The organism is Muribaculum sp. NM65_B17 (assembly GCF_004793735.1).
GTDB classification, from domain to species: Bacteria; Bacteroidota; Bacteroidia; order Bacteroidales; family Muribaculaceae; genus Muribaculum; species Muribaculum gordoncarteri.
Map to the genome: position 1 here is coordinate 270,345 of NZ_SRYY01000002.1, position 26,163 is coordinate 296,507.

The window sequence follows — 26,163 nt, forward strand, 5'->3', positions numbered from 1 at the left end:
CCGATATGACCGTATTAGAAGACATTCAACATACAATAGCCTCGGAACTTAGTCAACTCAATGAGTGCATGACCGAGGCTCTTTCGACATCCAACGAGTTGATGAATGAAATCGTCGGCAACTATCTGAAGACCAAAGGTAAGCAGATACGACCCATCCTCGTGTTGCTTAGCGCCAAGCTGTTTGGCGGCATCACTGATGCCACAATCGACGCTGCCGCTTCCATCGAGATGCTTCATAACGCCTCGCTGATTCATGACGATGTGGTGGACGATACTCTTACCCGCCGCAGCCGTCCGACCGTCAACGCTATCTGGGACAACCATATAGCAGTGCTTGTGGGCGACTTTTTCGTGTCATCGTCATTGCATAAGGCAGTCGCCACGGGCGACCTGCGCATAATCGACACCATTTCGCATCTCGGGCGCACTCTTTCGCTCGGTGAAATCGATCAGATAAACAAGGCCCGCTACCATGACATAACCGAAGAGTCGTATCTTGACATCATAGGCAGCAAGACGGCATCGCTTTTTGTCGCATGTATAAAGATGGGCGGATACTCGGTCAACGCATCCGATGAGGATATAGAGCGCATGTGCCGCTTTGCCCAGCTATTCGGACTGTGCTTCCAGATCAGGGATGACATATTTGACTATTTTGAGGACTCGCGCATAGGCAAGCCTACAGGCAACGACCTTCGCGAAGGCAAGATAACGCTTCCGTTGCTCCATGTACTGTCAATCGACACCCTTCCACGCCACAAAGAGATGAATGAGCTTGTGCGTAAAGATGAGCTGTCGAGCGAGCAGATAGCCACTCTTATAGCCTATGCACGTGAGTTCGGAGGCATCGACTACGCCTACGATTGCATGTCACGTTTCCGCGATGAGGCTGTAGAGATAATAAGCCACTTCCCCGACACGGAGATACGCCGTTCGTTCATTTCGCTATTTGACTTCATCATAGCCCGTCACAATTAGGCAAAATAAATCCCCACAACTTTGCAGCGGCGGGGAAAATTGGGTTTAAGATTCGGGACTGTATCTCATAAAGTAGGTGTCGGTTGCTTTATAGTGAGTGGTGTCGAAGTCGATAAAGAGGCGGTAGGACCATATTTCCTGCCAAAGCGCCCGGCTCACCCTCAAAGTGTCGGCACGGTCAAGTTCCATCCATTCGTAGTCGGTGTCACTGTCCTTTATGATTTTCCCTTCGTCGTTGGCTATCATGAGCAGATGGTCGCAGATGTCGCGAAATCCCACTCCGTCGGTGTTGGAATCGATGTAGCTCAACACCCTGTCCTTCAATTCGTCATCGGTGTACTCCACTCTCAGGGGAGTTGTGCCTAACTTAACTTTCATAGTGCGTAAATGTTTTATTGTCAGTAGAAGTATAACGCTTTCATAGGCGTTAAAGTTAGGCGGCGGGATGATTTATTTGATCGGTCGCCGGCATCGGCACCTGTTGTAGGCCGGTATATTGAAGGTGCTGAATTCCATTGTGAGCGCATCGAAACGCAGCAGTCGACCTGTGAGCAGTCGACCTATTCCGGTGATATATTTTATGACTTCGGCGGACTGGATGCATCCAAGTATGCCAGCTACGGCACCAAACGGACCGGCTACGACCTCATTGCCCGGCTGCACAGGCTCCTCTCCGGCAAAGAGGCACCGATAGCAGGGTGAGCCGGGAACGTAGGTCATCGCCTGACCCATGTAACGGTACATCCCTCCATGCACAAAAGGCTTGCCGAGTGCCACACAGGTGTCGTTGATCAGCAGCTTTGTCGAAAGGCTGTCGGTGGCATCCACTATTATGTCGTAGTCGGCCATGAGCGACTCTGCGTTGTCGGCGGTAAGGAGCCCTGAAACGGCCTCGACCTTTACGCCGGGGTTCAAAGCTGTCATGGATTGCGATGCCGATTCAACCTTGGCGCGGCCCACATCGGCCGTGGAGTGTATTATCTGGCGTTGGAGGTTGGAGAGGTCAACGACATCTCCGTCGATAATGCATATATTGCCCACGCCGGCTGCGGCAAGGTAGAGAGCAACAGGCGAACCCAGTCCTCCGGCTCCTACAATAAACACTTTTGCGTCATGTAGTTTCGATTGTCCGTCAATGCCTATTTCAGGCAGTGACAGATGTCGGCTGTAGCGTTTCAGTTCATCGTCATTGAATAGTGGCATAGAGTTGTCAGTTTTAGGCAAAGATAGGCAAGTTTGGCGTTACGGGCAAATCCGATATATGAATTTGCCCGCATAGTCACGGTTTCAGCATCAGGTTGCGGGCCTCGATGAATGTCGAGAACGCTCCGAAAATGTCGCTTAGCGAACTCACCGCGTGTTGGTGCTGGCTGTCGTAAAGCGATGCCGACATGCCCGCCGAGGCCGCTTGTCCTTTCAGGGCGCCGTTCACCCCCGACACATCCTCGATGAGCCTCAGCTGCAGGTCGAGCATCCTGTTGACCCCGAGATCGCCCGGCGACGACACCACCTGTTGAGGTCCCGGCATTCCGGGCTGCGCACGGTAGAGCACCACTCCGTCGGGAGCGGCCCAGTTGGCTGCGGCCTCCTCGATTGACATGTCGCGGGCATATTGGTTTTCGGGAAAAAGAAGTACGCCCTTTGCGGCAGTCGACAGGATGCGGTCGTTCAAAGTGAGCAGTCGGTTGACATTGCGCTGTTGCTGAATCACATCCTCCACGAAAGAGTGTATCTCGCCGTCAATCAGCGGATAGAACCGGAATACGTAGGGATGCGAGTCGGAGTATTCCTCGTGCAGCAGGCTTCCGTCGGGCGACATGAAGCGGCAGTGCCATCGGGTCGAAATGTCCCAGCGAAACTCAATCAACGGCTTGCTGTCGTTGCTTCGCGACTTGTTTTCATTCTCCAGTTCATTCGCGGCATCGCCGTTGCGGTAGAATATGTCGCCTGACATCGGGTCGTGACACAGATATTGCTCAACCGTTTCCAGTTCCCATGACTCAATTATGCGGCACATTCCTTTGGGCGCGTCGAGAAATGAGATGTAATCGTTGACCGATGCTCCTGTAGCGGTGGAGCGGCAATTGCCGGCAGCCTCCAATTTTGCGAAATGGCTGCGCAGGGCATCTGCGCGTCGGCGGTCGCCCATTGAAAAACGCATTACAACCTCGTTGGGCGACATGTCGCGAATCTGTCCGAGAATCTCCACATCATCGCCGCGCAGGTCGGTGACGGAGTTTATAAAGAATCGGGCGGGACTTACAATGTCGACCCATCGGGCGAGTCCTCCACGGCGGCACTCATAGGTGACGCGCTGTATGGCGCATCCCGAAATGAGGAATTCCTCAAGTGTGCGGGCGTCGATTTCGGGCAGATTGTTCACATCGTCGCTAAGGCGATTTGCCGCGATGGAGGAGCGGTAGTAGCCTATGATGCTTTTCAGGAGGCGGCGTATGAGATTATTGGTGGCGGGGTTGTAGCCCATTATACGCATTGCCGTGTGCTCGTCACACACCCGTCCGTCCGACATTTCCACCTTGTCGCTCCACTGCTTGCCGAATGTGTAGCGCTTGTGGCGAAGCCGTTGAGCCCTTAGTTGGGCTCCGGCCAGCCATGTTTCCAATGCTTTGTCAAGATGATTTTTCGTGTCGTTCATTATTGTGCTGATTTAGAGTTAAAAATCGGGCGAGGGAATCGTTGAAAGCGCCTTTTCATCAAACCGGTATATGCCCGGCGTATCGACTATCGCGAGCAGCTTTTCAACCTTTGCCGCGGAACCCGGCTTAACGGAGTAGAGGCGCACCTCACGGTTGTCGATCACCGCTACGGGGTGATGCGTGTCGCCGCGTGTGTAGGGCGATAGCTGAAGCTGCGCCGTGCGGCTCGACATGTCGGCGGTTATTGCGGCATCGCGTGTCCAGCCTTCGGCTCTCACCGCTGTCAGCTTACGACACTCGTCGGGCAATTTAAACACCAGGCATCCCTCGTCGTCGACAATCTGATTGGTGATTCGGTCGTGAATCTCCATGGGGGCGAGCATCGACAGCGGAGCGTTGTCGAGCAGGTCAAGATACCAGTCGCGCATTTTTCCGGCTAAAAGCCTGTCGATGTCAATGCCGTCGTGCCGCGTGTAGGGGCAGTCGTCGTTCACCGGTTCATGGAGGTAGCGCAACCGCCACTCCTGTAGCAGTTGCGCGTGGGTCATTTCGATTACCATCGTCACTTGGTTACGATGCGCAGATGAGCATCGGGATAGCGTAACACTATGCAGGAAGCCTCGGTGAGCACTATAGCCTCGCAGTTGCGTTGACCGCTTGAACGCAGGTCTATGGGCATTGCCTTGAAGGGGATGTGGGAATACTTCTGGATGTATTCGGGGTCGAGCACCATTGCTTCATCGGCATGTCCGCAAGCATCAAAGACTTCGCTCAGCACCACGTAGAGGCGTCCGAATTTGGTAGTGATCTCGGTGAAGTCGATTCCCCAGCGGGTCACGGTTTCGGCAGGCCCGGCTGTCTTAACATGGGGCAGCATGCTGAGCTGCTCGATGAAGCCCGAACCGCCTATGAGCACTTTTCGTGACGACCCGGCGTTGCCTGTGAATGCCGCACGCGATAGCCTTACGAGCTCCTCTTCATTGAATTTGTCCTTAACGTAGGAGAACTCCTTGCCCGCCTGGGTCCAGATGCCTTCGGTGGTAAATACCTCGCCGTGGGTGTTGTCTTTCTCAAATCGGGTTCGGGCACCAAACAGGAAGTTCTTTTCCATACTCAGGCGCATGTCGATGAGTGCCGTTTCCTCCTGATCGGTCAGGCTCCATCCCACCTCTTTGGCTGAAAGTCGCTGAAGGATAGACTGTTCGACTTGGCATTTGAATATTTGACAAAAATTTCGACGCTTTATGGGAAGGGCTTCGGATTGCGATGTCTGCACATCGAGTTCGGCAGCCGCACGCCCCATTCTTATCATGGATTGCTCAAAGTTCAAAGCGGGGAAGGTGTTCTCGGTCGGCGGATTTATCGCCTTTACGCGCAGCTTGTCGCCGGTGCTGATGACATAGAGCATGAGGCAGCTGCCCGGAGCCTTGCCCTTCACACCCGGAAGCAGAATGGTGTCGGAGGGGCTGAACATCGCGATGTTGTCGACCGACAGTTCGGCGATGTCGGATGTCTGGCTTGATTCAACGCCTTCAAACAGCTTGCATACCGAGGGCGGTGTGTCGACCGAGTAGTAGTCGACTATCATGCTTGAGCTGAGGCGAGCATCGGCGAGGCGTGAAATCTGGTCGATGGGAGTCGACATGGGGCGAATCTTGACGATGCGCTCGTCGATTTCGTTTCGGAGCAATTCTTCCGAAACTTCACGTGTGATTGTGGTTGTAAGCGGAGCGCCCTTTACGTGTGACGCGCCTGCAAATCCTTCTACGATTTGTGTTTCCATAAATTAATTTAAAAGTGTGTTTATAAAAAGTGAGTTGATTAATCCCAAACGCTGCGACGCGGCGGCTGGAGCATGAATTTGGATTCATGTGAGGAGTTGGCGGGGGAGCTGTCGGGGGAATGAGGCTGCTGGTACATCCCGGGACTTTTCATGATTTCCGCGGCACTTTCGTTGCGTCCGCGCAGATAGCCTCGATTCTCGGCTTCGAGAATAAGCGATTCGTCGGGAGGCGGCGGAGGCGTGGAGAAGTGCCTTGAAGCAGCTTCTCCGGCCTCTACACCGGCGAGCAAATCGACGATGAAGTGGGCTGCACGCGGGTCGCGGGCTACGATTTCCGACAGGTCGACTGTCGAAGATGCGTTGTCGATCGATGGAACGGTAGTGTCATTGACTTCCGGATCCTGAATGGCTGGTGTCGTTTCCATGGTATTAGTGATATTGTTGTCGGTTGATGTTCACATTGCAAAGTTATGATGCGGAAAAGCCGGATTTCACCCCATAATGTCGCGAAGCGATTTTCTTTGATGAAAATTTTGGGAGAATGAATTATTAGTTAAATTTGCGTACATGAAGTCAAAGGTGCTATTGGTGAGCAAATTCTACTATCGTCGAGGAGGCGCATGCGTCTATGTGCTTAACCTTGAGCGACTTTTGCTTGACCGCGGCCATGAGGTGGCGGTGTTTGCCATGGATTACGGGCTAAACGAACCTTCGCGATGGAGCGGCTTCTTCGCTCCCGAGGTGAAATTCTTCGGCCGTGATGCACATTTGCTTCCGGCAGCGCGGCGTGTACTGGGCATTGGCGATGTCAAGGCCCGTTTTTCGGCCATAGTCGACCGCGTGAGGCCCGATGTGGTTCATCTCAACAACATTCACTCCTATCTGTCGCCCGTGGTAGCCGCTATTGCCCATGAACGGGGCATAAGGGTGGTGTGGACTCTACATGACTATAAGCTTGTGTGTCCCGCCTACAGCTGCCGCCGCAACGGGGTTGATTGCACCGATTGCTTCGGCAACCGACTGCACAATGTTCTGCTGCACCGGTGCATGAAGCATAGCGTTAAAGCCTCGGCGCTTGCCTTTGCCGAGGCTTGGCGTTGGCGGCGCACGGTGCTTGAACGCTGTGTGGATGCTTTCATCTGTCCGAGCCGTTTCATGGCCGATGTCATGATACGCGCCGGATATGACGCACGAAAAATACACGTAGTGTGCAACTTCGTGGACGAGTCGCCCGCAGGCCGTGGCGATGCAGCATCGAGGCGGGGTGATTATTGCTGCTATGCGGGGCGGCTTTCGGAGGAGAAGGGTGTCGATACACTGCTGAAGGCGGCGACAATGTCGTCGCTGCCGCTGAAAGTGGCCGGAGAGGGCCCGTTGTCCGATGAGCTGAGGGGCCGGTACGCCGATTGCCTGAATGTGGAGTTTTTAGGAAAACTTGACCGAGCGGGAGTCATGGAACTGCTGCGCGGAGCGCGCTTTTCGGTCGTTCCCTCGGAGTGGTGGGAAAACAATCCGCTCTCGGCAATCGAGTCGTTGTCGTGCGGCACTCCTGTGGTGGGCGCCGCAACAGGCGGTATTCCCGAATTGATCGACGACGGCAACGGGCGGTTGTTCATGTCGGGCGATGTCGACGATCTTGCATGGACGATGAAAGAGGAGTGGCGCTCACTGCGCGACAACGAGGCGATAGCACGTGACACACGAGCGCGATTCAGCGCGTCACGGCATTACGATTCATTGATGAGTATATATAGCGGTTCATGAAGATATACGTATTAGGCACACGAGGCATTCCTGATGTGGCGGGAGGGGTGGAAACCCACTGCGAGCGGCTTTATCCACGGCTTGCGTCCATGGGAATGGATGTGACGGTCGTGAGAAGGCGTTGCTATGTTTCGCCTCGCAACGAGTATCGGGGAGTGCGTCTTATCGATGTATATGCTCCGAGGATAAAGAGCCTTGAGGCGATGTGTCACACCCTGCTCGGAGTCTTCAAGGCCGGCATCGACCGTGCCGATGTGGTTCACCTGCACGCGGTGGGGCCTTCGCTGCTTGCACCGCTTGCCCGTCTGTTAGGAATGAAAGTGGTGGTTACCAATCATGGTCACGACTATGAACGTGAGAAGTGGGGAAGAGTGGCAAAGGCTGTTTTGCGCATGGGGGAGCGGGTCGGTGTGCGTTTTGCCAATGAGGTGATTGCCATATCGCAGCCTATTGCCGATGTGCTTGAGTCGAAATACGGGCGAGGCGATGTCACGGTGATTCCCAACGGAGTCGAGCCGGCATGCGTGACCGAGGGCGACGACTATCTTAAATCAATAGGCGTGGAGCGTGGCCGTTATGTGCTTGCTGTAGGCCGACTGGTTAAGGAGAAGGGCCTTCACGACTTGATAATGGCGTTCGGGAAAATCAGGACAAAGGGCTTCCGACTGGTTATAGCCGGTGATGCCGACCATCGCGACGATTACAGCGACGAGCTAAAGGCTATGGCGGTCGAGGCCGGAGTGGTGATGCCGGGATACATTTCGGGAGAGCCTCTGCAACAGCTGATGTCACATTCGGCCTTATTCGTGCTGCCGTCCTATCATGAAGGCTTGCCCATTGCACTGCTTGAGGCGATGAGCTATGGTCTTGATGTGGCGGTGAGCGACATTAGGGCCAACCGGCTGAGCGAGCTCGACGGATCTGACTTTTTCAAGCGAGGCGACTGTGACGATCTTGCCCGGCTTATCGACACCAAGCTCCGTGTGGCTCCTCGGCGGCGCTGTTACGACATGTCACGTTACGACTGGGATGCGATAGCCGCACGCACTGCCGAGGTTTACGGACATTTGTCGCGATGAGGATGGAAAAATTACTGCCGATAAATAATTGTGTAAACGGAAAATTTCTTAAATTTGCGATAGATAACAAAATATTCAGGTCATTAATGAAATATTCGTGTTCAGCTTTCATGTCAGCATTACTGCTGTCGTCGTGTAGTGGCTTGTCGCCTGAGGCGCGTGAAATAGTGGGCGTTTACTATAATAACGAGCTGTCGGATGACACTCCCGTGCTTGAATTGAACGACGACGGGACATCGGTGATGCGAGCCATAAAGCCCGATGTGTTGACTATAGAGGTGCCGGGTACATGGAATGTAGTGAACGATTCGCTTGTAATCGACAATGATGTTACGAGAATGGTGACCGTGGGCGATACTTCGGTTCTCGGTGATGTTGCGACTAAATATTCACGACTTATAACGCGACATGACGAGTTGAGCCTTACACTTGCCAAGGACGGCATCGAATATCTCTACCATCGCAAGGTGACTCCCGATAAAGATTGACAACAATAACCGAAATTTATGAATATACACTCTATGAAACTTCACATTGTGCTATTTAGCCTGCTCGTGGTGACGCTTGCCGGATGTACTGCGGCAACTACCACCGAGAATCTTGCCGGTGCACGGCTGTTGATTGAGAACAATGACTTTGCTTCGGCGCAGAGCATGTGTGACGAGGTGCGCAATGCGGTCGAGAGTGACGACTCCGATGTAGAAGTAGAGGATTTGTGTAAACTTGCCATACTTTACATGCAGCTTGCCGACCACACCGACCGTGACGACAATGTGGAGTATGCCCGTCAGGCCTATATGCAATCCCTTGAATGCGACTCGGCGGGGGCTATGGATTATTACAGCCGACTCGGTGTCGACGAGATGGCGCAGGTAGTGCTGCTTTCGTCGATTGTGCGCAGTACCACCGCAGTGCCTGAGATAGACGAACAGGGCGACACGCTGTTGATTGTACCCGATGATGATTCATACATGATACCTTAAACGCCATGAACATTGACTTGCAATCGGCCTTGCAGGATTTCCTCGACCGTAATCCCGACTTGCCAAATGGTGACGACAATGATGTGTCGGACGAAAATGCCGATACACGCCCGGCTGCAGTTTGTGCCGACAGGCTCGACATCATATTGGAGAAGAAAGGACGCGGAGGTAAGAAGGCGACAATAATAACCGGATTTACGGGAAGCGACAGCGAGCTGGCCGAATTGGCTTCGGCTTTGAAACGCAAACTTGCCACAGGCGGCTCGGCTCGCGGCGGAGAGATACTCATCCAGGGTGACCGTCGCAGCGATGTGCTTGCCGCGCTTAAGTCGTTAGGCTACAAAGCCCGAATCATATAAACCGTCATTACATATAAATGCTCAATATCCACAAGGCATCGGCCGGTTCGGGCAAAACCTATACGCTTACCTATAATTATATAAAGCTACTGCTCGGTGCCGGCGACGAACAGGGAAATTACCGACTTGCATCGGACAGGAAGCGTCATCGCGCTATACTTGCCATAACGTTTACCAACAAGGCCACCGACGAGATGAAGCGACGCATCGTGCAGCAGCTCGCGATGCTTGCGCATGTCGATGCGGTGAATGGAAGCAAAAGCGACTATGAGGAGCGGTTGTGCAAGGAACTCGGATGTGATTCAACGCAACTTGCCAATGCAGCCCGCGATGCACTGTTTTCGCTTCTAGGCGACTACGGCTTTTTCAATGTGAGTACTATCGATGCGTTTTTTCAGACGGTTTTGCGTACATTTGCCCGCGAAGCCGAACTTACCGGCAACTACGAGGTTGAACTGAACGAAAAGAACGCCATAGCCATAGGCGTGAGCGAGATGCTGTCGTCGATAAACCGTGCCACACCCGAGGAGTCACGGCGGAGCGGCGACATGCGCATGCTCATTGCATGGCTTGAACAGTATATGCTGTCGAAGATAGAGGCCGGCGAAACCTACAACATATTCAATCGAGGCTCAAATCTTAACGGCGCTCTTGTGGATTTTGTAAACAATGCGTTGTCGGAGGTGTACAAGCTTAACGCCAAGGAGATTCAAGATTATCTTGCTGACAAAAACAAAATATCGGATTTTGCCAAGAAGCTTAACAGCGAGATCAGTGAGATTCCGAAGCTGATAGCCGGTGAGGCGGCACGGGTGTGTGAGGCAATTGAGAGAGAAGGCCTCACAGCCAGTGTGAATCACCATGTAATGAACCGACTGAGAGAGTGGAGCTCCGGTGAGGTAAGGGATCTTAACATGACGGTGGTTAAGGCTGCCGCCAATCCCGATGCACGTTATAAGGTAAGGCAGGCGCAACTATTCTCAGCCGACCTTGACGATGCCATAGGGGCGGTGCTGAACGATTGCATAGCGTTGACAAGACGCTACAACACCTATAAGCTAATGCGCGGCAATGTCTATAATCTCGGCCTCATAGGCGATATAGTGCATCATGCGCTGGAGGTGCAGAAGGAGAATAACTCGATAGTGCTCAGCGACACCAACGATATATTGCGGCGCATCATAAATCAGGAGGAGGCTCCGTTCATCTATGAGCGAATGGGAGTGAGGCTGCGTCACTTCCTTATCGATGAGTTTCAGGACACATCGCGTCTTCAATGGATCAATCTTGGCGCACTTGTGAGGGAGAGCCTTTCGACGGGCAATGACAATCTGATAATAGGCGACGAAAAACAGTCGATATACCGGTTTCGCAATTCCGACCCCAAACTGTTGAGCTACGATGTACCCAAAGAGTTTGAGCGTGACAGCCGTTTATTCGGCAACAGCGTTGAGGAGAACACCAACTGGCGTAGTGCGCGTGAGATAGTGCAGTTCAATAACACCCTGTTCACGGCCCTGATGTCACGCATAGGACTGAAAGAGGTCATCGACCATTATGCCGGTGTGGTGCAGAACATAGCCAAGAAGGAGATGAAAGGTTATGTCAAGGCTATTCCGAGTGCTGATGACGAGGAGGCTCTTGATAATATGGTGGAAGAGATAAAGCGTCAGTTGAAGCAAGGTTACCGGCAGGGCGATATAGCGGTGCTGGTACACAAGTGGACCCAGGGAAGTGCAGTAATTGAACGACTGCTTGACGCGAAGCTCGAAGACGAAGAACTGAGCGACTTAAGGGTGCTTAGCGACGATTCACTGGCGATAAGCGCAGCTCCGTCGGTGCGAAAGATTGTAAGTGTGTTGCGCTTTATTGACGCCCGACAGCCTCTTGAAGGCGAAACTCCTACACCGCAACAGCTTATAGCCCGTCTTGTAAACCGATATGAATATTTTTCGTCGGAAGGCGACGACGCAGCCTGTGCGCTTGAACGTGCATTTGTCGATGACACACCCGATGAACTTGCCATGGAGGCCGCCGACATGACCTGCATCAATCTTCCGTCGCTTGTGGAGAGAATTATAGGCCGTTATGTTGATGTTGATACATTGAGCCGTGAGAATGTGTATGTGTGTGCCTTTCAGGACATGGTGATAGATTTCTGTTCACGCGCCGATGCCGACATCCATTCATTCATGAAATGGTGGGATGCTACAGGATGTTATAGCAAGCTTTCGACCCCGGCTTCGCTCGATGCCATAAAGGTGATGACGATACACAAGTCCAAAGGGTTGGAATTTCCCTGTGTACACATGCCGTTTTGCGGATTGCCGCGCAATAGCAAGTCGGATATAGCATGGTTTGGAACCCGTGATGCCGAGGGAGCTCTTCTTGACGACTTTGTGCGTGACGGATTTGATAAGGAGTGCGTTCCTCCGTTTGTGCCTTTGTCGGTAGGCAAGGGGCTTGACGGTACCATGTTTGACCCGCGTTACAGGGAGATTGTTTCAGAAAAATATGTCGACCGACTTAATCTGCTCTATGTAGCATGCACGCGAGCGGTCAATGAACTGATGTTCTATTATACGCCGTTGAAGAAAATAAAGGTCGAGCAACTTGACGGTACATCATTGCCAACAACCGATTTCCTGCTTGCCAATGCATTTTCGGTGGCCGATGCGGCATTTTGCTGCAACAATGAGCCGCTGCCGGGATTGCTTGCCCCGCTGAAGAATCATGTTGACTCCTGTGACCTCTTTGAATTTGGCGAGCCTGTCGATCATAAAGCTGATCAGCGTGACGAACCGATGGTAGAGATGCCGGCCTACTATTCCTATGACAATGACGGAATATGGGAAATGAGCCGTATAGAGGATCTTGAGGATATGGAGCGTCCGCGCCGACGAGGCATCGTGCTACATTCGATAATGAGCGGAGTGCGCCGTCGTGGAGATGTGGAGCGCGCAGTGCGTCGTCGTGCCGCACGCGGATTCATAGATGATGATGAAATCGACGGATATGTCGCCGAGCTGTCGGAGGCACTTTCCGACGAGCGGATTGATGAATGGTTTGAGGGTTATCGCCGACTGTTGCGCGAAAGCACCATTGCCGTGCCAACGGGTGACGGTGTGCGAAATTACCGCCCCGACAGGGTGGTGTGGACCTCGCAAGGCACTATCGATGTCATTGACTATAAATTCGGCGAGGAAGAGCCTTCAGGGTATATACGGCAGGTGAAGGGGTATATGAGGCTGATTTCAAAAATCTATCCCGATGTGGAAGTGAGAGGCTTCCTGTGGTATCCGTTACAGAAGCGCATCACCCGGGTGTGACACGGGGAGCTCGATGTTGAACGTGGTGCCTTTGCCCGGCTCGGACGACGCTACATATATGTGTCCGTGATGGTATTGCTCGACGATGCGCTTTGCAAGCGTAAGGCCGAGCCCCCAACCGCGTTTCTTGGTGGTGTAGCCGGGGTTGAATATTTTCTTGAAATGATTGTGAGTAATGCCTTTGCCGGTGTCGCTGACGCTGATCAGCGCATATCGGGGAGTGCGTGATGTGGTCACAGTGATTACTCCGTCGGCTTTCATGGCGTCTACGGCATTCTTTATGAGATTTTCCATTACCCATTCAAGCAGCGGTGCGCTCATTGAAACGATGAGAGGCTGTTGGCACAGATTAACTTTCAAGGCGATGCGGCTTGATATACGGGCGGCCATGTATCGAGTGGCATTGGATACAGCAGTGTTTACATCGACCGGAGTCATGGCGGGGCGTGAGCCGATTTTGCCGAATCGTGACGCTATGGTCGACAGCCGGTTTACATCCTTGTCCATCTCCTCGGTGACGGTAGGGTCTATGTCACGGCTCTTCAGCAGCTCGATCCATGCCATAAGTGACGATATGGGTGTGCCGAGCTGATGGGCCGTTTCCTTGGACAGTCCAACCCACACTCGGTTTTGTTCGGCCTTTTTGGTGGATGTCACGGCATAGTAGACGACGGAGATGAAGAGCAGCATTATAACCAGCATGATGTAGGGGAAATAGTTGAGCATTTTCAACAGTCGGCTGTCCTCGTAGTATAGCATCTGCTCGTTGTCGGGCGAGATGGTGATGTGTATGATGTTGTTGGTTTTCTTCATCGAGGCAAGTTTGTCGTTGAGGTACTTGCTGTTTTTTTCAGAGATAGAGTAGGGATGAAGAGTGTCGACCGGCTCCGGCAGATTGAAGTTGCGGTAGAGTAGGATGTTGTCGTCGCTGTCGGTGAGCAATACGGGGATGTTGCGGTTGCCTTCGATTATGCGTAGCAGGAAATCGATGTCGGCCGAGCCGGGAAGGGCGATGTCGCTGTTGTCGGTTTCGGGGGCGACGATTGCTTTCGTGGCGTCGGCCCATATCTCCATGCGCTCGCGCTCCTGGGAGGCAAGCTCGCGTACGATTCGGTTGGAGATGTAGAGGAATATTGTGACAAGAGCTATTGCAACGGCAAGAAATGCCATTGTGCCGTAGCGTCGCTTGTCGTAAATGTCGGCCATGATGTAATAACAACGGCTGAGCCGTGAGTATTATTGCATTCGCTCGAAGTCTTCGGCTATGAATCGGGCTACCGAGTGGGAGGTGTTGGGCCCGATGACTGTCGATGCGGCATTTTTCACTTCGGGCAATGCGTTGTCCACGGCAACCGACAGGTCGGCTATCCGCATCATGGGGAGGTCGTTGAGATTGTCGCCGAACACGACTATGCGGTCGGCGTTGATGTCACGTGCAAGACGCTTCACGGCATTGGCCTTGCTCACTTCGGGCGCGAATATCTCGATGATGCCCACATCCTTGCCGAAGATGTCGACATAGTTGCTGACCGAGCAGTCGATTGACCGACGAAGGTCGTCGGCAAGAGCATTTATGCGTTGGCATGGTCCCATGGCGAAGAAGAGTACGGTGTTGGGGATTGACTGATTCATTCCCGCCGGTTCATCGATGTGGAAGCGTTTGAGGGGTAGATTCATGCGCTCGTTTATGAACTTGTCGTCGTGGATGCTTCGCTCGCCGTTGTGGTAGACTGTGAGCATGCCTTTGTCGTCGAATGTGTATATGAACGGATTTACACCGTGACGGTCGGCGGCAGCGCGTATGAGCCGTGATGTTTCGGGCGATATGAAGCGGGTGTCGATGTAACGCATCGTGTTGCGGTCCCACAGTGTGGCTCCGGTCATGACTATTGCCGGAAGCGATGTCACGGTGTGGGTAAGCAGCGGATTTACCGTGGCCGGAGTGCGGGCTGTGGCAACGGTTATCAAGGCGCCCCGTCGTGTAAGGTCGGTTATTATTTCGGCCGATTCGGGGCTTACCCTGCTGTTGTCGTCGAGCAGGGTGCCGTCCATGTCGGTTACGTAGAGAGTTCGCTTCATCTTAAAGTTTTCGTCCTTCGTAACGTTCAATTGCGTCAATCCATTTCTGTTCGATAGGAGCCGAATGTCCCGTGGCGATGTCAAATCCCACCATGACTGTTCGCCCTACGCACTTTACTTCGCCGCTTTTGGTGTTGACGATGCGCTGTTCCATGACGAAACTTTTTTCGCCCATTTCGGTAACGGTTGTCACCACACCGATTTCTTCATATATATAGGTGGGCGCATGGAAGTCGCAGTTTATGTTTGCGACCACAATGTTGATGTGCTTCCAGTCGACGCCATCGGGCATTATGTCGAGGAAGTAACGGCTCTTGCCAAGATCGAAAAACGCTATATACACTCCGTTGTTCAGGTGACCGAGCATGTCGATGTCGTTGAACCGCATTTGTAGCGGCACCAGATGACGGAATGGGAATCGGGGTTCCGGCACACGTGGATTTTGTGAAGCCGGTAATTTTATTACTTCTGCCATGGCGCAAAGTTACGAAAAAATCCCGTATCGACCTCCGCGATGTCCGGTGTCGATACGGGACTGTGTTGTTATAAAAAGTGAATTGTTACTTCACTACAAAGTCGATAGACTGCAAATCTTCGTCACGTGACGAGCATCCGTAGAGAATCTGATAGCGTCCCGGGCGGGTCGACAGTTCGTCGATAGAGGGATCGTAGTATTCAAATGCCTCGCCGTCGAGAGTTATCGAAGCCTTTGCTGTTTCGCCGGGTGCCAAAGAGAGCTTCTGGAATCCGCGAAGCGACTTGATGGGAGCTTCAGGATAGTCCAAAGCCTTGACATAGACCTGTACGATTTCATCGCCCTTGCGGTCGCCGGTGTTTGTCACAGGCACTGTGAGCGTAACTTTGCCGTCGGACTTCATCGATGACTTTGACAGACGACCCTTTCCATAATCGAAGCTGGTGTAGGAGAGTCCGTGACCGAAAGGATATTGAGCCTTGCCGCGGAAGTAACGGTAGGTGCGATTGTCCATGCTGTAGTCGAGGAAGTCGGGCAGGTCGTCGTTGGAGCGATAGAACGTAACGGGAAGTTTTCCGCCGGGGTTATAGTCGCCGAGGAGCACTTCGGCCAAAGCCTGCGAACCACCCTGTCCGGGATACCATGCCTGAAGCAGAGCGTCATATTGTCCTTCCACACTGCCGAACGCGATTGCCGATCCCGAGCAGTTGACCATTACGACGGGCTTGCCTGTGGCGTGCATTGCGCGCAGCAGTCGCTGCTGAACCTTGGGAAGCTCGATGTCGGCTTTGTCGCCGCCTTCACCTTCCATGCGAGCCGAGATACCGCCTATGACAATTATTGCGTCGGCATCCTTGACAGCATCGGCTACATCGTCAAATTCAACCAACTGACGCTGGCAGATGTCGCCGCGCAACATTGCGAAGTTGGACTTGCCATGCTTGTATTCGATGATTACATCGTAGGTTTCGCCTTCCTTTACGGGGAATGACTTATAGTCGACGGCACCGCGACCGAATCCGCGTCGTGATGAGCCTGCGGCTACGCTGTCGACAACCTCACCGTTGATTTTGAGTACGTATCCGTTGTCGGTTGCGAGAGTGTATTGCATATCGCCGGTAAAGGGAGCCTTGTAGCTGCCCGATATTCTTACTGAGATTGTGTCCTTGCTTACGCCCTGGGCAAATCCCCATGCTCCGAATGTCGAGAAATCAATCTTGTTGTAGTAGTCGGTCTTTGCAGGCTGTCCGCTCAAGTTGTCGTTGTTGTAGAACTCTACGAGCACACCTTTGCCGTCATTAAATTCCTGCAGATGGGGTATTGTATTGTATTCGTCGGCCAGCTCGCAAGCTTTTTGATAGATGACCTTGGTGTCGGGCAATGCAGCGCGTATACCTTCGAGCAACGAGCGGGTGTGAGCTTCGGTGGGTGTACCGCCATAGTTGCCGTTGAGCATTGAAGTGTCGTCGGCATTCGGGCCAACAACGGCGATTGTCTTGATGTCTTTCGAGAGCGGAAGCACACCGTTGTTTTCAAGCAGCACCATTGATTCGCGAGCGGCCTGTACAGCAAGTTCATGGTTGCTTTCACTGCTGATTACATCAGGACCGAGGTTGTTCCACGGGATCATCTCGGCGGGGTCAAACATACCGAGCTCAAAGCGTCCCAAGAGTGTTTTGCGCAGATGGTCGTCGAGAACGCTCTCATCCAACATTCCTTTATCCAGGGCTTCAGTGAGTACCATGAACACCTTTCCACACTCCAGGTCGGTGCCGTTGAGCACTGCGTCGACCGATGCCGAGAGGGGATCGGGATGAGTTTCATGCTGTCCCTTGTTGTAGAAATTATTGATGGCGTCGCAGTCGGTCAATACGATTGCGTCATATCCCCACTTGCGGCGAAGGATGTCGACGAGCAATCGGTCGCTTGTGCAGCAAGGCTTTCCTTCGTAACGGTTGTAGGCACACATCACTTCGCGCACGTTGCCTTTCTGGACCAATGCCTTGAAGGCGGGGAGATAGGTTTCCCACAGGTCACGCATCGATACCGAAGCATTGTAGGTGTGACGCAAAGGTTCGGGCCCGCTGTGTACGGCATAGTGCTTGGCACAAGCATGAGTCTTGAAGTAACGGTCGTCGTTGCCCTGCATTCCAAGCACGGTCTGCACTCCCAATACTGCGTTCAAGTAGGGGTCCTCTCCGCAGGTTTCCTGTCCTCGTCCCCAACGAGGGTCGCGGAATATGTTGACATTAGGGCACCAGAATGTGAGTTCGGGATTGCCGGGGTAATAGGTTACTCCCATTGGCACATTGAATATGTCATGATCGGAACGGTTCCAATTGGCTCTTGCCTCATCGGAAACGGTTGAGAATACGTTATAGACCAGCTCGGGGCTGAAAGCCGAGGCCATGCCGATTGGCTGCGGATATACGGTGTAGCCGTCCTGACGCACTCCGTGGCATGCTTCGCTCCACCAGTTATAGGAGGGGATGCCGAGGCGGTCGACCGATATCGACTTATTCATCATCAAACCCACTTTTTCTTCAGGGGTGAGCAGTGAAATGAGGTTTTCAACACGCTCCTCGTTGGATAACTGCGGATTGCGGAACGGATAATAGGTGGCTGGTGTCGCTCCTTCGTTTACTACGGCCTCTACCGACAGTGCGCCAAGAGTCTTGCCCTTGTCGTCGAGAAGCTCCACGCTGCGGAAGCTTTTGCCGATGGATTTGGCGGGAGTGAACACCACCATCACCTCGGCGGTGCTTCCCGGAGCAATCGGGGTGGTGGGGTATTGTGCCGATATGCATTCGCAGCTTGGTATGGCCTTGCTGATGCTTACCGGTTCCTTTGATTTGTTTTTTAACTTAAAAGTGTGGCATACAGCCCCCTCGGCTGCATTCACTTTGCCAAAGTTCCATTCATAGGAGTCGAATGAAACTGCGCTTTTTTTCTGTGCCTCCATGGGAAATGCAAGCAGCATGGCACAGGCACATGACAAAATTATTTTCTTCATTGTCGCGGTATTTATAATGATGGTTTAAAGTTAAAAGGCTCACAGGAGCGGAATGTACAAATTTAGTTATTATAACTCAATCAAACAATATTTTCATTAATTTTGTTAATCGGCGTTATGTCAAGTGCCACAATGCACTCATCGCGCAGAATTACTGCGTTGTTGTGGAGCTCGTCATGTGCCCCGTACACAAAAGTTACAATCGGATATTGCGATATTTCATTTACAAACGGAACGAAGTCGGGCGATGCCTTCAATTCATCGCGATAACGCGTCATGAATTCATTCCAACGATGGTCGGGGTCCTCGTGAAACCATTCGCGCAGATCGTTTGAAGGCGCGATGTTCTTGGCCCATTGTTTACAGTCAAGTCTTTCGTGGCTGACTCCACGGGGCCACAATCGGTCGACAAGTATTCTGTAGCCGTCGGCAGGAGCGGCTTCTTCATAGGCTCTTTTGATTTTTATATCAGTCATGGCTTATGTGTTTTAAAATTGTCCTATTGAAAAAACACTCTACGACATATTTATGTTGGAATGGGGGCAATTAAAAAAAGAGCGCAACCGCTCGTGATGCAGCTGCGCCCTTCTCTCTCTCTCTGATATTGAATTTAGATCTCTTTATAATCAATGGCAATCAATACACCGCTCTGCGCTTGGTAGTTTTGCGTTTAGGAGTGTATAGGTTTTCGTTGGGCCTGTTGGTTATGTTGGTGATTCTTGCCGAATTGCGCTGAACCGAGCCGTCGGCTGTTTCTATGGTTATAAGTCCAGTTTCGTAGTCTTGCTCCACGATAAGTCCCTCAAGGGGTTTCAATCCGGCAAATGTGTAGGTCGAAATGAGGGGGCTTTGACTCAAAATGGACTTTTCGGGGTCGAGCGGACGGCGGCTGTAGATGACGATGTCATCCCATTTCAACATGTGGACTTTGTTGTCGAGTGTCTTGAATCGGATGCCGCTTACGGGGTTGTTGCGGATGATGTAACCTACATACTCAGTGTTGTCGCCAAGCACTATTACATCGAGTATGCCGCCCAGCGAGGTGTTGCGCTCGATATAGTTTACATCGTCCCAATTCAATCGGATTTCCGACGGATTGTCAACCGCCTCGACAACTTCCACTGAATCGACCAATGAGAAATCGACAGGCTCGACGACGACCTCGGCCACGCTGTCGCACTCAACCACAGTTGAATCGGCTACCGTCATGTCAAGCGGCACTACCTCTACAACTGCCGTGTCGGCGATACACGTATCAGCTTCGACATACTGTTCCACCGGCTTGAACGTGAAGAACTCCGAGTTATTCTGACTAACAATGTAGCCCGACACTTTATCGCCGCTTTTCAATGTGATGGTTTCATAGTTGAGCGCATCGTCAAAGTCGGCGGCAAAAGCAACCGAGGTGGCCAATGCCAGTGTTATTACGGGTAATATTGTCTTCATGTTTTGAATAAGTTTAAAAATCTACAAAAAATGGAGTGACGGGATTCACCTTGAAGTACGATGTCTTTCCCTCGATGCTCACTGCTACTGTTTTGGATGAAGCCACAGTGACATTGTTGAAGGCGGTAGATATCGAGCGAGATGATTTTTCGGGGATGGTCAAAGTCTTGGTGACCGGGGTGAGATTTTCACCGGTTACCTTCACTTCGATCGTCACTTCATCGTCGGTGGGGTTGCTGATGCGTACGGTTATGGGTGCGCGGTCGTTTTTGTCGGCCTTTGAACTTTTTGAAACCGAAATGCGCATCATGTCGGCTGTTTCCATTCTGGTCTGCACATCCTCATTGGCCGACCACAGAATCAGGTTGGACGACATTAGATAGAGCTTGTAGTCAGATTCCGGAGTCTTTATCTTGAATTGTCGCGTGGCTCCTGATTCCGAGGTTTCCTCGGTCTTCTGTCCGTCGGCATCTATTACCATCGACAGCGGTGTGTCGGCATATCCGGCGGGAACGGTGACATTGTATTCAACAACTTCGTCGACATTTTTTCGGCGTTTTACGACGATGCGTTTTGTCACATCGAATTTGCCGTCGCTCAAAGCCAAAATTCCCCAAAAGGCACCGCTCTTTACGATTGCGTGGCCGTTTTCAAACGGGTAGGCGTAATTGAACTGGGGCACGACTACTACACTTCCCTTAGTCGAGCGATAGCCGTATTTACGGTTGTCGAAGAAGGGTTGCGGTCCCGAGGCCTTTACAGGTTGTGCGACATCGTCATCGCTCACTACCGAATATCGGTCGTCGAAGGTGAGATCCTCATTGCCAAGGCGCTTTATCATTCGTCCTTGTGTATTGATGACGAAAAAGTTGCCCTTTGTGTCCTCCACAACGCTTTCGCCGTTGAGAAACGTACTACCCATCGTTATGTTGCCTATGTCCTTCTGGAGCTTAAGCTCTTTTCCGTGCATGTCAATGAAGTAGACGCGTGTCTTTCGCTTTGTAATGTTATTGGCAAGGTCGCTGACCTTGTTTTTTACTGAACCGAGCATTCCTGTCGATACTTTGCTTACCGATGCAAGTCCTTCGGAAAATGGATGGATGTTGCGGTATTTGAACTCAATCGCGAGTCGACCTTCATCGTCGATGTAACCATAGTAGCCCTTTTTGTTGTAGACGGGGAGCATGCCTTCGGAGAAGAAGGGATAGTCGCCTACAAAGTATTCGCCGTCGACATTGACTATGCGCTGATTCTCGAATATAATGCTACGCAGACGGAAGTCATTGCCGTCGCGGGTGAGCAGGAGCGACTTGCCGTCGACCATGGGGGTGATGGAGTCGAGTGTCATGGGTATGACCTCCTTGCCGCTTGCATCGATTATTGCCGAGCGCGCACCTTTCTCGACGATAAACAGGTCGTCACTAAGACGGGTGATGCCGTTGTACTCGGGCAATACTGACCATACAGCAGTTTCGGCGCTGACCGAAACTGCTGCAGTTATTAGAATAGTAAAAAGTAACAGACGCTTTATCATATATTACCTACTTCTTCGTCATACAATCGCTTAAGATACTTGGCCTGGCAGGCAAGACCGTAAGTGGCACCGGTGGTGTATCCACCCCACAGTACACCTACGAGCTGGAATGTTTCGGCATTGAAGATGGGTGAGCCACTGGCTCCTCCAAGTGATTCGCCCTGGAACTCAAATGAGTATTTGCTCGGAACCTTTGAGCAAACTGTGTTGCGTATCTGAGGCTCGATTGAGTGGGTTATCTGGTCGCGAGCCATCATATTGCCGCGAGGATAGCCGATCCACATGAGCTTGTCTTTCTGTGGTTCGAGAGTGCCGGTAAAGAAGTTCTCGGGTGAGAATACAAACTTGACAATGTCGGGAGTGCGCTTCTTGTTGAGCTGCAGGATAGCTATGTCCATATCGTCGGAAGGCGACACGGCGACAACATCGCAACGGTCGTATTCATCCTCATGAGTATAGTTGATGCCTGCATATCCTACCGATATCGAGAGCATATTGCCGGTGATTGATCGCTTGCAGTTCTTAAGCTGACGAATAAGGGAGTCGATGTAGCCGTAAAAATCGGAAATCTTGCCTTGTGCGTAGAGATTCTGGGCCTGGGTATAGATCATGCCCCAAAGCATGAATTTGGTCGGACTCATCTGATAGGCCGCATTGTAGGTGTCGACAAGGTCACGTCCCACTTGGTTGATTTCAAGAGGCAGTTGCTCATTGACCATTTTCTCCATTTCGGTTCTAATCTCAGCTCTTTCACTTGCCGGGAGGTATTCAAGCTCCCACGGCGACGCTACATGGCGGTTGGTTGCCATGCGACCTTCGCGGTCAAGGAAGAACGCTGTTGCGCTATAGCTTTGAATCTGTACGGGAAGTTCGCCGGTGTCACAGTTGCCGATGTTGGGATAATGGGCCCTTATGACGGCATTCCATATTTCAGGATGTATCGGGCAGTCTTCAAAGCGGGTATTCAGCTGGAATGATGCAGTCACGTATACTACCGAGGTGCGAACATCGGCGATGGTAGGTTTGGCACCGCCAAGGCCGATCTCGGTTCCGTTAAGAGCCCTGTATCCGAAATATCCGCCTACCAGTACAGCCGCTGCGATAACCACGGCAGCTACAATCTTAAGCCATGGGCACGGAACGGGAATCACTCCCTTGATTTGGTCGGTGATGTCGATGTTGCCAAGGTTTACAGTGTCTTTATACTTTATGGGCACCCATTGATTGGCGGGTATCTTTATTCCGTTAAGCAGCACTCCGTTCTTGCTCTTGAGGTCCTTGATGTAGGGCTTGCCATTCTTGTCGATTTTCAGGATGGCATGATAACGGCTTACATAGGGATCGGTAATCTGAAGCTCGTTACGGAAGTTGGAGCCGATGTTGAGAACCTTTTTGCAATCAGTGAATTTTTCATGCTGAGGAATGGCATTCCAGTTCAAAGGCGTGTCGCCGAATACGATTTTGTCGCCTCTTACTACTGTTATTTCCTTAGCGCCTTCGATTTTTTTACCGTTTACGGTCGTTCCGTTGGTGCTGTTTTTGTCCTCCAGGATGAAGTTGCCTTCAGGTAGAGAAGTGAGTTCGGCATGAAGTCCGCTTACATAGGGCGAATTGAGCACTATGTCACACTTTGAGTTGCTGCCGATTTTAAAAAGTTTCATAGCTTTTTTATGTTATTGGTTTATTTTGTTTTTTCATTGTTACATTGTGCCGCGACGGCGCGTGGGCTCCTTCTTGGCTTTTGCAGCTTCGGCCTCTTTCTTGGCCTTTGCTTCAGCTTCCTGCTTGCGCTTGGCCTCCTCCTCTTTTTTCTTCTTCTCGCGTTCAATCTGTTCGCGCTTCTTGCGGTCGACTTCATTGAGAATGCGAGAGTCGGGAGCCAGTTTTATGTCGCTTGACGATGCTTCTTCCTGATTAGGTTTTTCAGGTTGGGCGGTTGTGCCGTCGGGCTTGGCGGTAGCATTGCCGTTGCCCTGAGCGGGTTGCTCGGTATTTTCATAGACCTCGATGCCCTGTGATGCACCTGAGTCGGATTTACTTGCCGGCAGATGCGAAACTACGATTCCTGCAATAGTAACGAGCACCGAAGCAATGAACACAATGATGATGATCATGCGAGGCTTACGTGACGGGTCGGGAATCTGGCTCCAGTCAAGGGTCTTGGCATGAGCAAATGACACTGCGTCCTTGCGATGTATCTTTAATGGGGTGTTGCTTACGATTCGGGTGCCGTTGATAAACGTTCCGTTGCTGCTATAGTCGATAATCTCGATTTTTCCGGTGCCGTGGAGGCGCAACACTGCGTGTCGGCGGCTTATTAGGTTGTCATCGAGCACGATATTGCATTCGGGGTCGCGTCCTATGGTAATTACTTTCATGATTGGATGTTGTGATTAATGAGTGCGGATAGCGCTTTGTATCTGACGCATGCGCTTGGTTATTAATGTATATTGACCCTTAACGCCTTTTTCCGACGGATTGCGGGTGCATATTTCCTTGCCCAGTTCGGTGACTACATAATTGATGTCGGCCTGAGGCACTTTCAATGCTTCGAGCTGCGGGGTGAGTTCCTTCACTTGGTTGATGGTTTTGTTTATTTCAGCCTTTTTGTCCTTGCCCGCTTTCATTTCCATGAGCGTGTTGAGCTGGGCGATAAGCTGATCGAGTTTTTCGAGCACCTTGAGGTTTTCAAGAGAGTTGCCTATTGACTTGGTGGCTTCCTCAACCTTCTTGTCCTTAAGCATCTTGTCGATTTGGTCGAGCTGCTCACGATTCTTGGCTTCAAGCTCGCGCATTCTCACCTCTATTATTGAGTCGATTGTTGCCTGCTCGATTTGTGCCGGGGCAGTTACCGTCACCGGCGTTTCCTGCTTCTCCTTATCCTTGCCTGAGCCTCGGGTAAGCAGTACGATGTTAAGTATTACGCTGACGGCCGCAATGGCGGCAAGTGCTATCAACAGCTTTTTCACAGTTGGTGACATGGGAATTTTCAATATAGAGTTAGAAGTTGTATTTACTATGGCTATTGTGAGGTTGTCGTGGTGACCGCCTTCGCTTGCGCCGATGTCGTCGATTTTCACGACTGCTTCTTCAACGGCTCCGGCAGGATTGCTCACACCTCCTATTATCTTTATAAGCTCTTTTTCGGGCATGGCTCCCCATATACCGTCGGTGCACAGCACAAAACGGTCGCCTTTAAGGTAGGGAAGCTCCTCGATGTCGGGGACGGGGCTTTCGCCGTGTCCGAGTGCACGAGTGATGACATTGGACTGCGGATGCACGCGCGCCTGCTCTTCGTTGATGCGCTTCAGCTTCACCATGTCCATTACCATAGAGTGGTCGGTTGTGCGGAATACGCGGTGTCCGTTGCGGAATTGGTATATTCGGCTGTCGCCTACGTGGGCCACCATCGCCGACTGTTCGTTGAGGAGCAGCAGCGTAACGGTTGTGCCCATCCCTTTTAGCTGTGGATTGGCCTCTACTGCATCGAGAAGTGCTTTATGCGCGGCTTTGACGGACTTGAGGATCATCAGCTCGCGGTCGTCGTCGGGCTTCGTGGCGAGGAGAGTGTCGGAAATGGTCTTGGCGGCGAGCATCGACGCTGTCTTTCCGCCGGGACCTCCGCCCATTCCGTCGCACACAAGAACCAGAAGTCCCAGCGGAGTGTCGACATAGGCACAGGTGTCCTGGTTCTCGCTGCGTCCGCCGATTCGTGACTCGGCGTAGCCTTCAGCCGGATATTTTGTGTTGAATTGTACCATTATTTACGATTGTGTATGATAATGAGTTCTATAGGATTAACTTTGAAACAGGCGAACATACCATGGCTTGGCGGGTGCGAGAGCATTGCGTAACGCTGCAATCATGGCGTCGGCCGAGGGATATCGGTCGTCGCGCGACTTGCGCAGAGCCTTGTAGAGCACTTGCATTATGGGCTTGGGGACACCGGGAATTGCCGGAGGATTGTCGTCGCCCTGACGGTTGGTCAGTGATTTGTCGCCTCCTAACAGCTCGTAATAGGTCACGGCGAGCTCGTAAAGGTCGGTGCGCGGGTCGATGTCGAGCGGCTCACCGGGTTTTACGTACTGCTCGGGCGCGGCATATCCCGGCGTGCCGAGAATGCCTGCCGATGTTATCTCGGTGGCGCTGCGCACGTTGCAAATGCCGAGGTCCATCAGTCGAATGTTGCAGTTGCCTGTTTCCACCATGATGTTTGACGGCTTTATGTCGAGATGCACGATGTTTTTCTTGTGCAGATAGGACAGGGCCTCGAGCACGGGAAACGCCGTGGCGATTATCTTGTTTATCCTGTCGGGCAGGTGATTGAGGTTGTCCACGACATGGTCGTCGAGCGTTATGCCTCTTATGTATTTGCTCACGATGAAGAGAGGGCCTTCGACCGGATGGTTTTCGCAGTAGCCGAGCATCTCGATGAGGTGGTTGTGGCCGTATTGCAGGCTTCCTTCCTGTCGGGCCCGTCGGCGCACGGTGGGGATGGATGCATATTCGGCCTTGACCAGCTTTATCGCCACAAGGTCATGGTTGTTGTTGAGGTTTCGGCCAAGGAATACCGTGCCCATGGCTCCGCTTCCGAGCGGGCGCGAGGTTATGTCATACCAGTAGATGTCGCGCCCTACCGTAAGATATATCCGATTGCCTTGTTGGACTATTGGGGTCATGGT

24 protein-coding genes are annotated in these 26,163 nt (G+C 52.1%); 7 read left to right on the plus strand and 17 right to left on the minus strand.

What is annotated here, in order from left to right; all coding sequences use genetic code 11:
- Positions 1 to 5 precede the first annotated feature (5 nt).
- Positions 6 to 980 (plus strand): polyprenyl synthetase family protein, encoded by a 975-nt coding sequence (locus tag E5354_RS03720; protein ID WP_123395169.1) that lies wholly within the window; start codon positions 6 to 8, stop codon positions 978 to 980.
- 45 nt (positions 981 to 1,025) lie between these two features.
- Here the strand turns inward: E5354_RS03720 and E5354_RS03725 are convergent, their stop codons facing one another.
- The 6 genes from E5354_RS03725 to E5354_RS03750 form a co-directional block, all read right to left on the minus strand.
- A complete protein-coding gene (locus E5354_RS03725; RefSeq protein ID WP_123395170.1) occupies positions 1,026 to 1,358 on the minus strand; it encodes a hypothetical protein in 333 nt (110 codons plus the stop codon).
- A 72-nt stretch (positions 1,359 to 1,430) separates the two neighbouring features.
- Positions 1,431 to 2,183, minus strand: coding sequence for a HesA/MoeB/ThiF family protein (locus tag E5354_RS03730; RefSeq protein ID WP_135946476.1), 753 nt, complete (start codon positions 2,181 to 2,183; stop codon positions 1,431 to 1,433).
- Between the two features lie 76 nt (positions 2,184 to 2,259).
- Positions 2,260 to 3,636, minus strand: a complete 1,377-nt coding sequence (locus tag E5354_RS03735; RefSeq protein WP_135946477.1) for a hypothetical protein — start codon at positions 3,634 to 3,636, stop codon at positions 2,260 to 2,262.
- 18 nt (positions 3,637 to 3,654) lie between these two features.
- Complete coding sequence (locus E5354_RS03740) at positions 3,655 to 4,197, minus strand: hypothetical protein (RefSeq protein ID WP_135946478.1); 543 nt, start codon at positions 4,195 to 4,197, stop codon at positions 3,655 to 3,657.
- A gap of 2 nt (positions 4,198 to 4,199) precedes the next feature.
- Positions 4,200 to 5,420 (minus strand): DUF5309 family protein, encoded by a 1,221-nt coding sequence (locus tag E5354_RS03745; protein ID WP_123395174.1) that lies wholly within the window; start codon positions 5,418 to 5,420, stop codon positions 4,200 to 4,202.
- Between the two features lie 38 nt (positions 5,421 to 5,458).
- Positions 5,459 to 5,845: a hypothetical protein gene (locus E5354_RS03750; RefSeq protein WP_135946479.1), complete on the minus strand. Its 387-nt coding sequence runs from the start codon at positions 5,843 to 5,845 to the stop codon at positions 5,459 to 5,461.
- 142 nt (positions 5,846 to 5,987) lie between these two features.
- Between E5354_RS03750 and E5354_RS03755 the strand changes: the two genes are divergently transcribed.
- The 6 genes from E5354_RS03755 (at position 5,988) to E5354_RS03780 (ending at position 12,934) form a co-directional block, all read left to right on the plus strand.
- On the plus strand, positions 5,988 to 7,184 hold the full coding sequence (locus E5354_RS03755) for a glycosyltransferase (RefSeq protein ID WP_135946480.1): 1,197 nt from the start codon (positions 5,988 to 5,990) through the stop codon (positions 7,182 to 7,184).
- Positions 7,181 to 8,263 (plus strand): glycosyltransferase family 4 protein, encoded by a 1,083-nt coding sequence (locus E5354_RS03760; protein WP_123395177.1) that lies wholly within the window; start codon positions 7,181 to 7,183, stop codon positions 8,261 to 8,263. The genes E5354_RS03755 and E5354_RS03760 overlap by 4 nt, the downstream gene beginning before the upstream one ends.
- A gap of 110 nt (positions 8,264 to 8,373) precedes the next feature.
- Complete coding sequence (locus tag E5354_RS03765; RefSeq protein WP_135946481.1) at positions 8,374 to 8,751, plus strand: hypothetical protein; 378 nt, start codon at positions 8,374 to 8,376, stop codon at positions 8,749 to 8,751.
- 18 nt (positions 8,752 to 8,769) lie between these two features.
- Complete coding sequence (locus tag E5354_RS03770) at positions 8,770 to 9,246, plus strand: hypothetical protein (RefSeq protein WP_135946482.1); 477 nt, start codon at positions 8,770 to 8,772, stop codon at positions 9,244 to 9,246.
- A 5-nt stretch (positions 9,247 to 9,251) separates the two neighbouring features.
- Positions 9,252 to 9,605, plus strand: a complete 354-nt coding sequence (locus E5354_RS03775; RefSeq protein ID WP_123395180.1) for a translation initiation factor — start codon at positions 9,252 to 9,254, stop codon at positions 9,603 to 9,605.
- Between the two features lie 17 nt (positions 9,606 to 9,622).
- The gene (locus tag E5354_RS03780) at positions 9,623 to 12,934 is read left to right on the plus strand and encodes a UvrD-helicase domain-containing protein (RefSeq protein ID WP_135946483.1); all 3,312 of its coding nucleotides are present in this window, start codon (positions 9,623 to 9,625) and stop codon (positions 12,932 to 12,934) included.
- Here the strand turns inward: E5354_RS03780 and E5354_RS03785 are convergent.
- The 11 genes from E5354_RS03785 to E5354_RS03835 all read right to left on the minus strand — a co-directional run bounded on the left by E5354_RS03785 (position 12,908) and on the right by E5354_RS03835 (position 26,160).
- Entirely contained in the window at positions 12,908 to 14,140 is a 1,233-nt protein-coding gene (locus E5354_RS03785; RefSeq protein ID WP_135946484.1) for a sensor histidine kinase, read from the minus strand. The genes E5354_RS03780 and E5354_RS03785 overlap by 27 nt on opposite strands.
- A 30-nt stretch (positions 14,141 to 14,170) precedes the next feature.
- Entirely contained in the window at positions 14,171 to 15,013 is an 843-nt protein-coding gene (locus tag E5354_RS03790) for an HAD-IIB family hydrolase (protein WP_135946485.1), read from the minus strand.
- A gap of 1 nt (position 15,014) precedes the next feature.
- Positions 15,015 to 15,488: an acyl-CoA thioesterase gene (locus tag E5354_RS03795; protein WP_135946486.1), complete on the minus strand. Its 474-nt coding sequence runs from the start codon at positions 15,486 to 15,488 to the stop codon at positions 15,015 to 15,017.
- Between the two features lie 85 nt (positions 15,489 to 15,573).
- Entirely contained in the window at positions 15,574 to 18,501 is a 2,928-nt protein-coding gene (locus tag E5354_RS03800) for a glycoside hydrolase family 3 C-terminal domain-containing protein (protein ID WP_136419346.1), read from the minus strand.
- Between the two features lie 80 nt (positions 18,502 to 18,581).
- Positions 18,582 to 18,977: a DUF488 domain-containing protein gene (locus E5354_RS03805; protein WP_135946487.1), complete on the minus strand. Its 396-nt coding sequence runs from the start codon at positions 18,975 to 18,977 to the stop codon at positions 18,582 to 18,584.
- A 160-nt stretch (positions 18,978 to 19,137) separates the two neighbouring features.
- On the minus strand, positions 19,138 to 19,947 hold the full coding sequence (locus E5354_RS03810; protein ID WP_123395184.1) for a hypothetical protein: 810 nt from the start codon (positions 19,945 to 19,947) through the stop codon (positions 19,138 to 19,140).
- Positions 19,948 to 19,960: 13 nt separating this feature from the next.
- Complete coding sequence (locus tag E5354_RS03815) at positions 19,961 to 21,481, minus strand: WG repeat-containing protein (RefSeq protein WP_135946488.1); 1,521 nt, start codon at positions 21,479 to 21,481, stop codon at positions 19,961 to 19,963.
- Positions 21,478 to 23,142: an FHA domain-containing protein gene (locus tag E5354_RS03820; RefSeq protein WP_123395186.1), complete on the minus strand. Its 1,665-nt coding sequence runs from the start codon at positions 23,140 to 23,142 to the stop codon at positions 21,478 to 21,480. The genes E5354_RS03815 and E5354_RS03820 overlap by 4 nt, the downstream gene beginning before the upstream one ends.
- Positions 23,143 to 23,181: 39 nt before the next feature.
- The gene (locus E5354_RS03825) at positions 23,182 to 23,859 is read right to left on the minus strand and encodes an FHA domain-containing protein (RefSeq protein ID WP_135946489.1); all 678 of its coding nucleotides are present in this window, start codon (positions 23,857 to 23,859) and stop codon (positions 23,182 to 23,184) included.
- Between the two features lie 15 nt (positions 23,860 to 23,874).
- Complete coding sequence (locus E5354_RS03830; RefSeq protein ID WP_123395188.1) at positions 23,875 to 25,242, minus strand: PP2C family protein-serine/threonine phosphatase; 1,368 nt, start codon at positions 25,240 to 25,242, stop codon at positions 23,875 to 23,877.
- A gap of 36 nt (positions 25,243 to 25,278) precedes the next feature.
- The gene (locus tag E5354_RS03835; protein ID WP_123395189.1) at positions 25,279 to 26,160 is read right to left on the minus strand and encodes a serine/threonine-protein kinase; all 882 of its coding nucleotides are present in this window, start codon (positions 26,158 to 26,160) and stop codon (positions 25,279 to 25,281) included.
- Positions 26,161 to 26,163 lie beyond the last annotated feature (3 nt).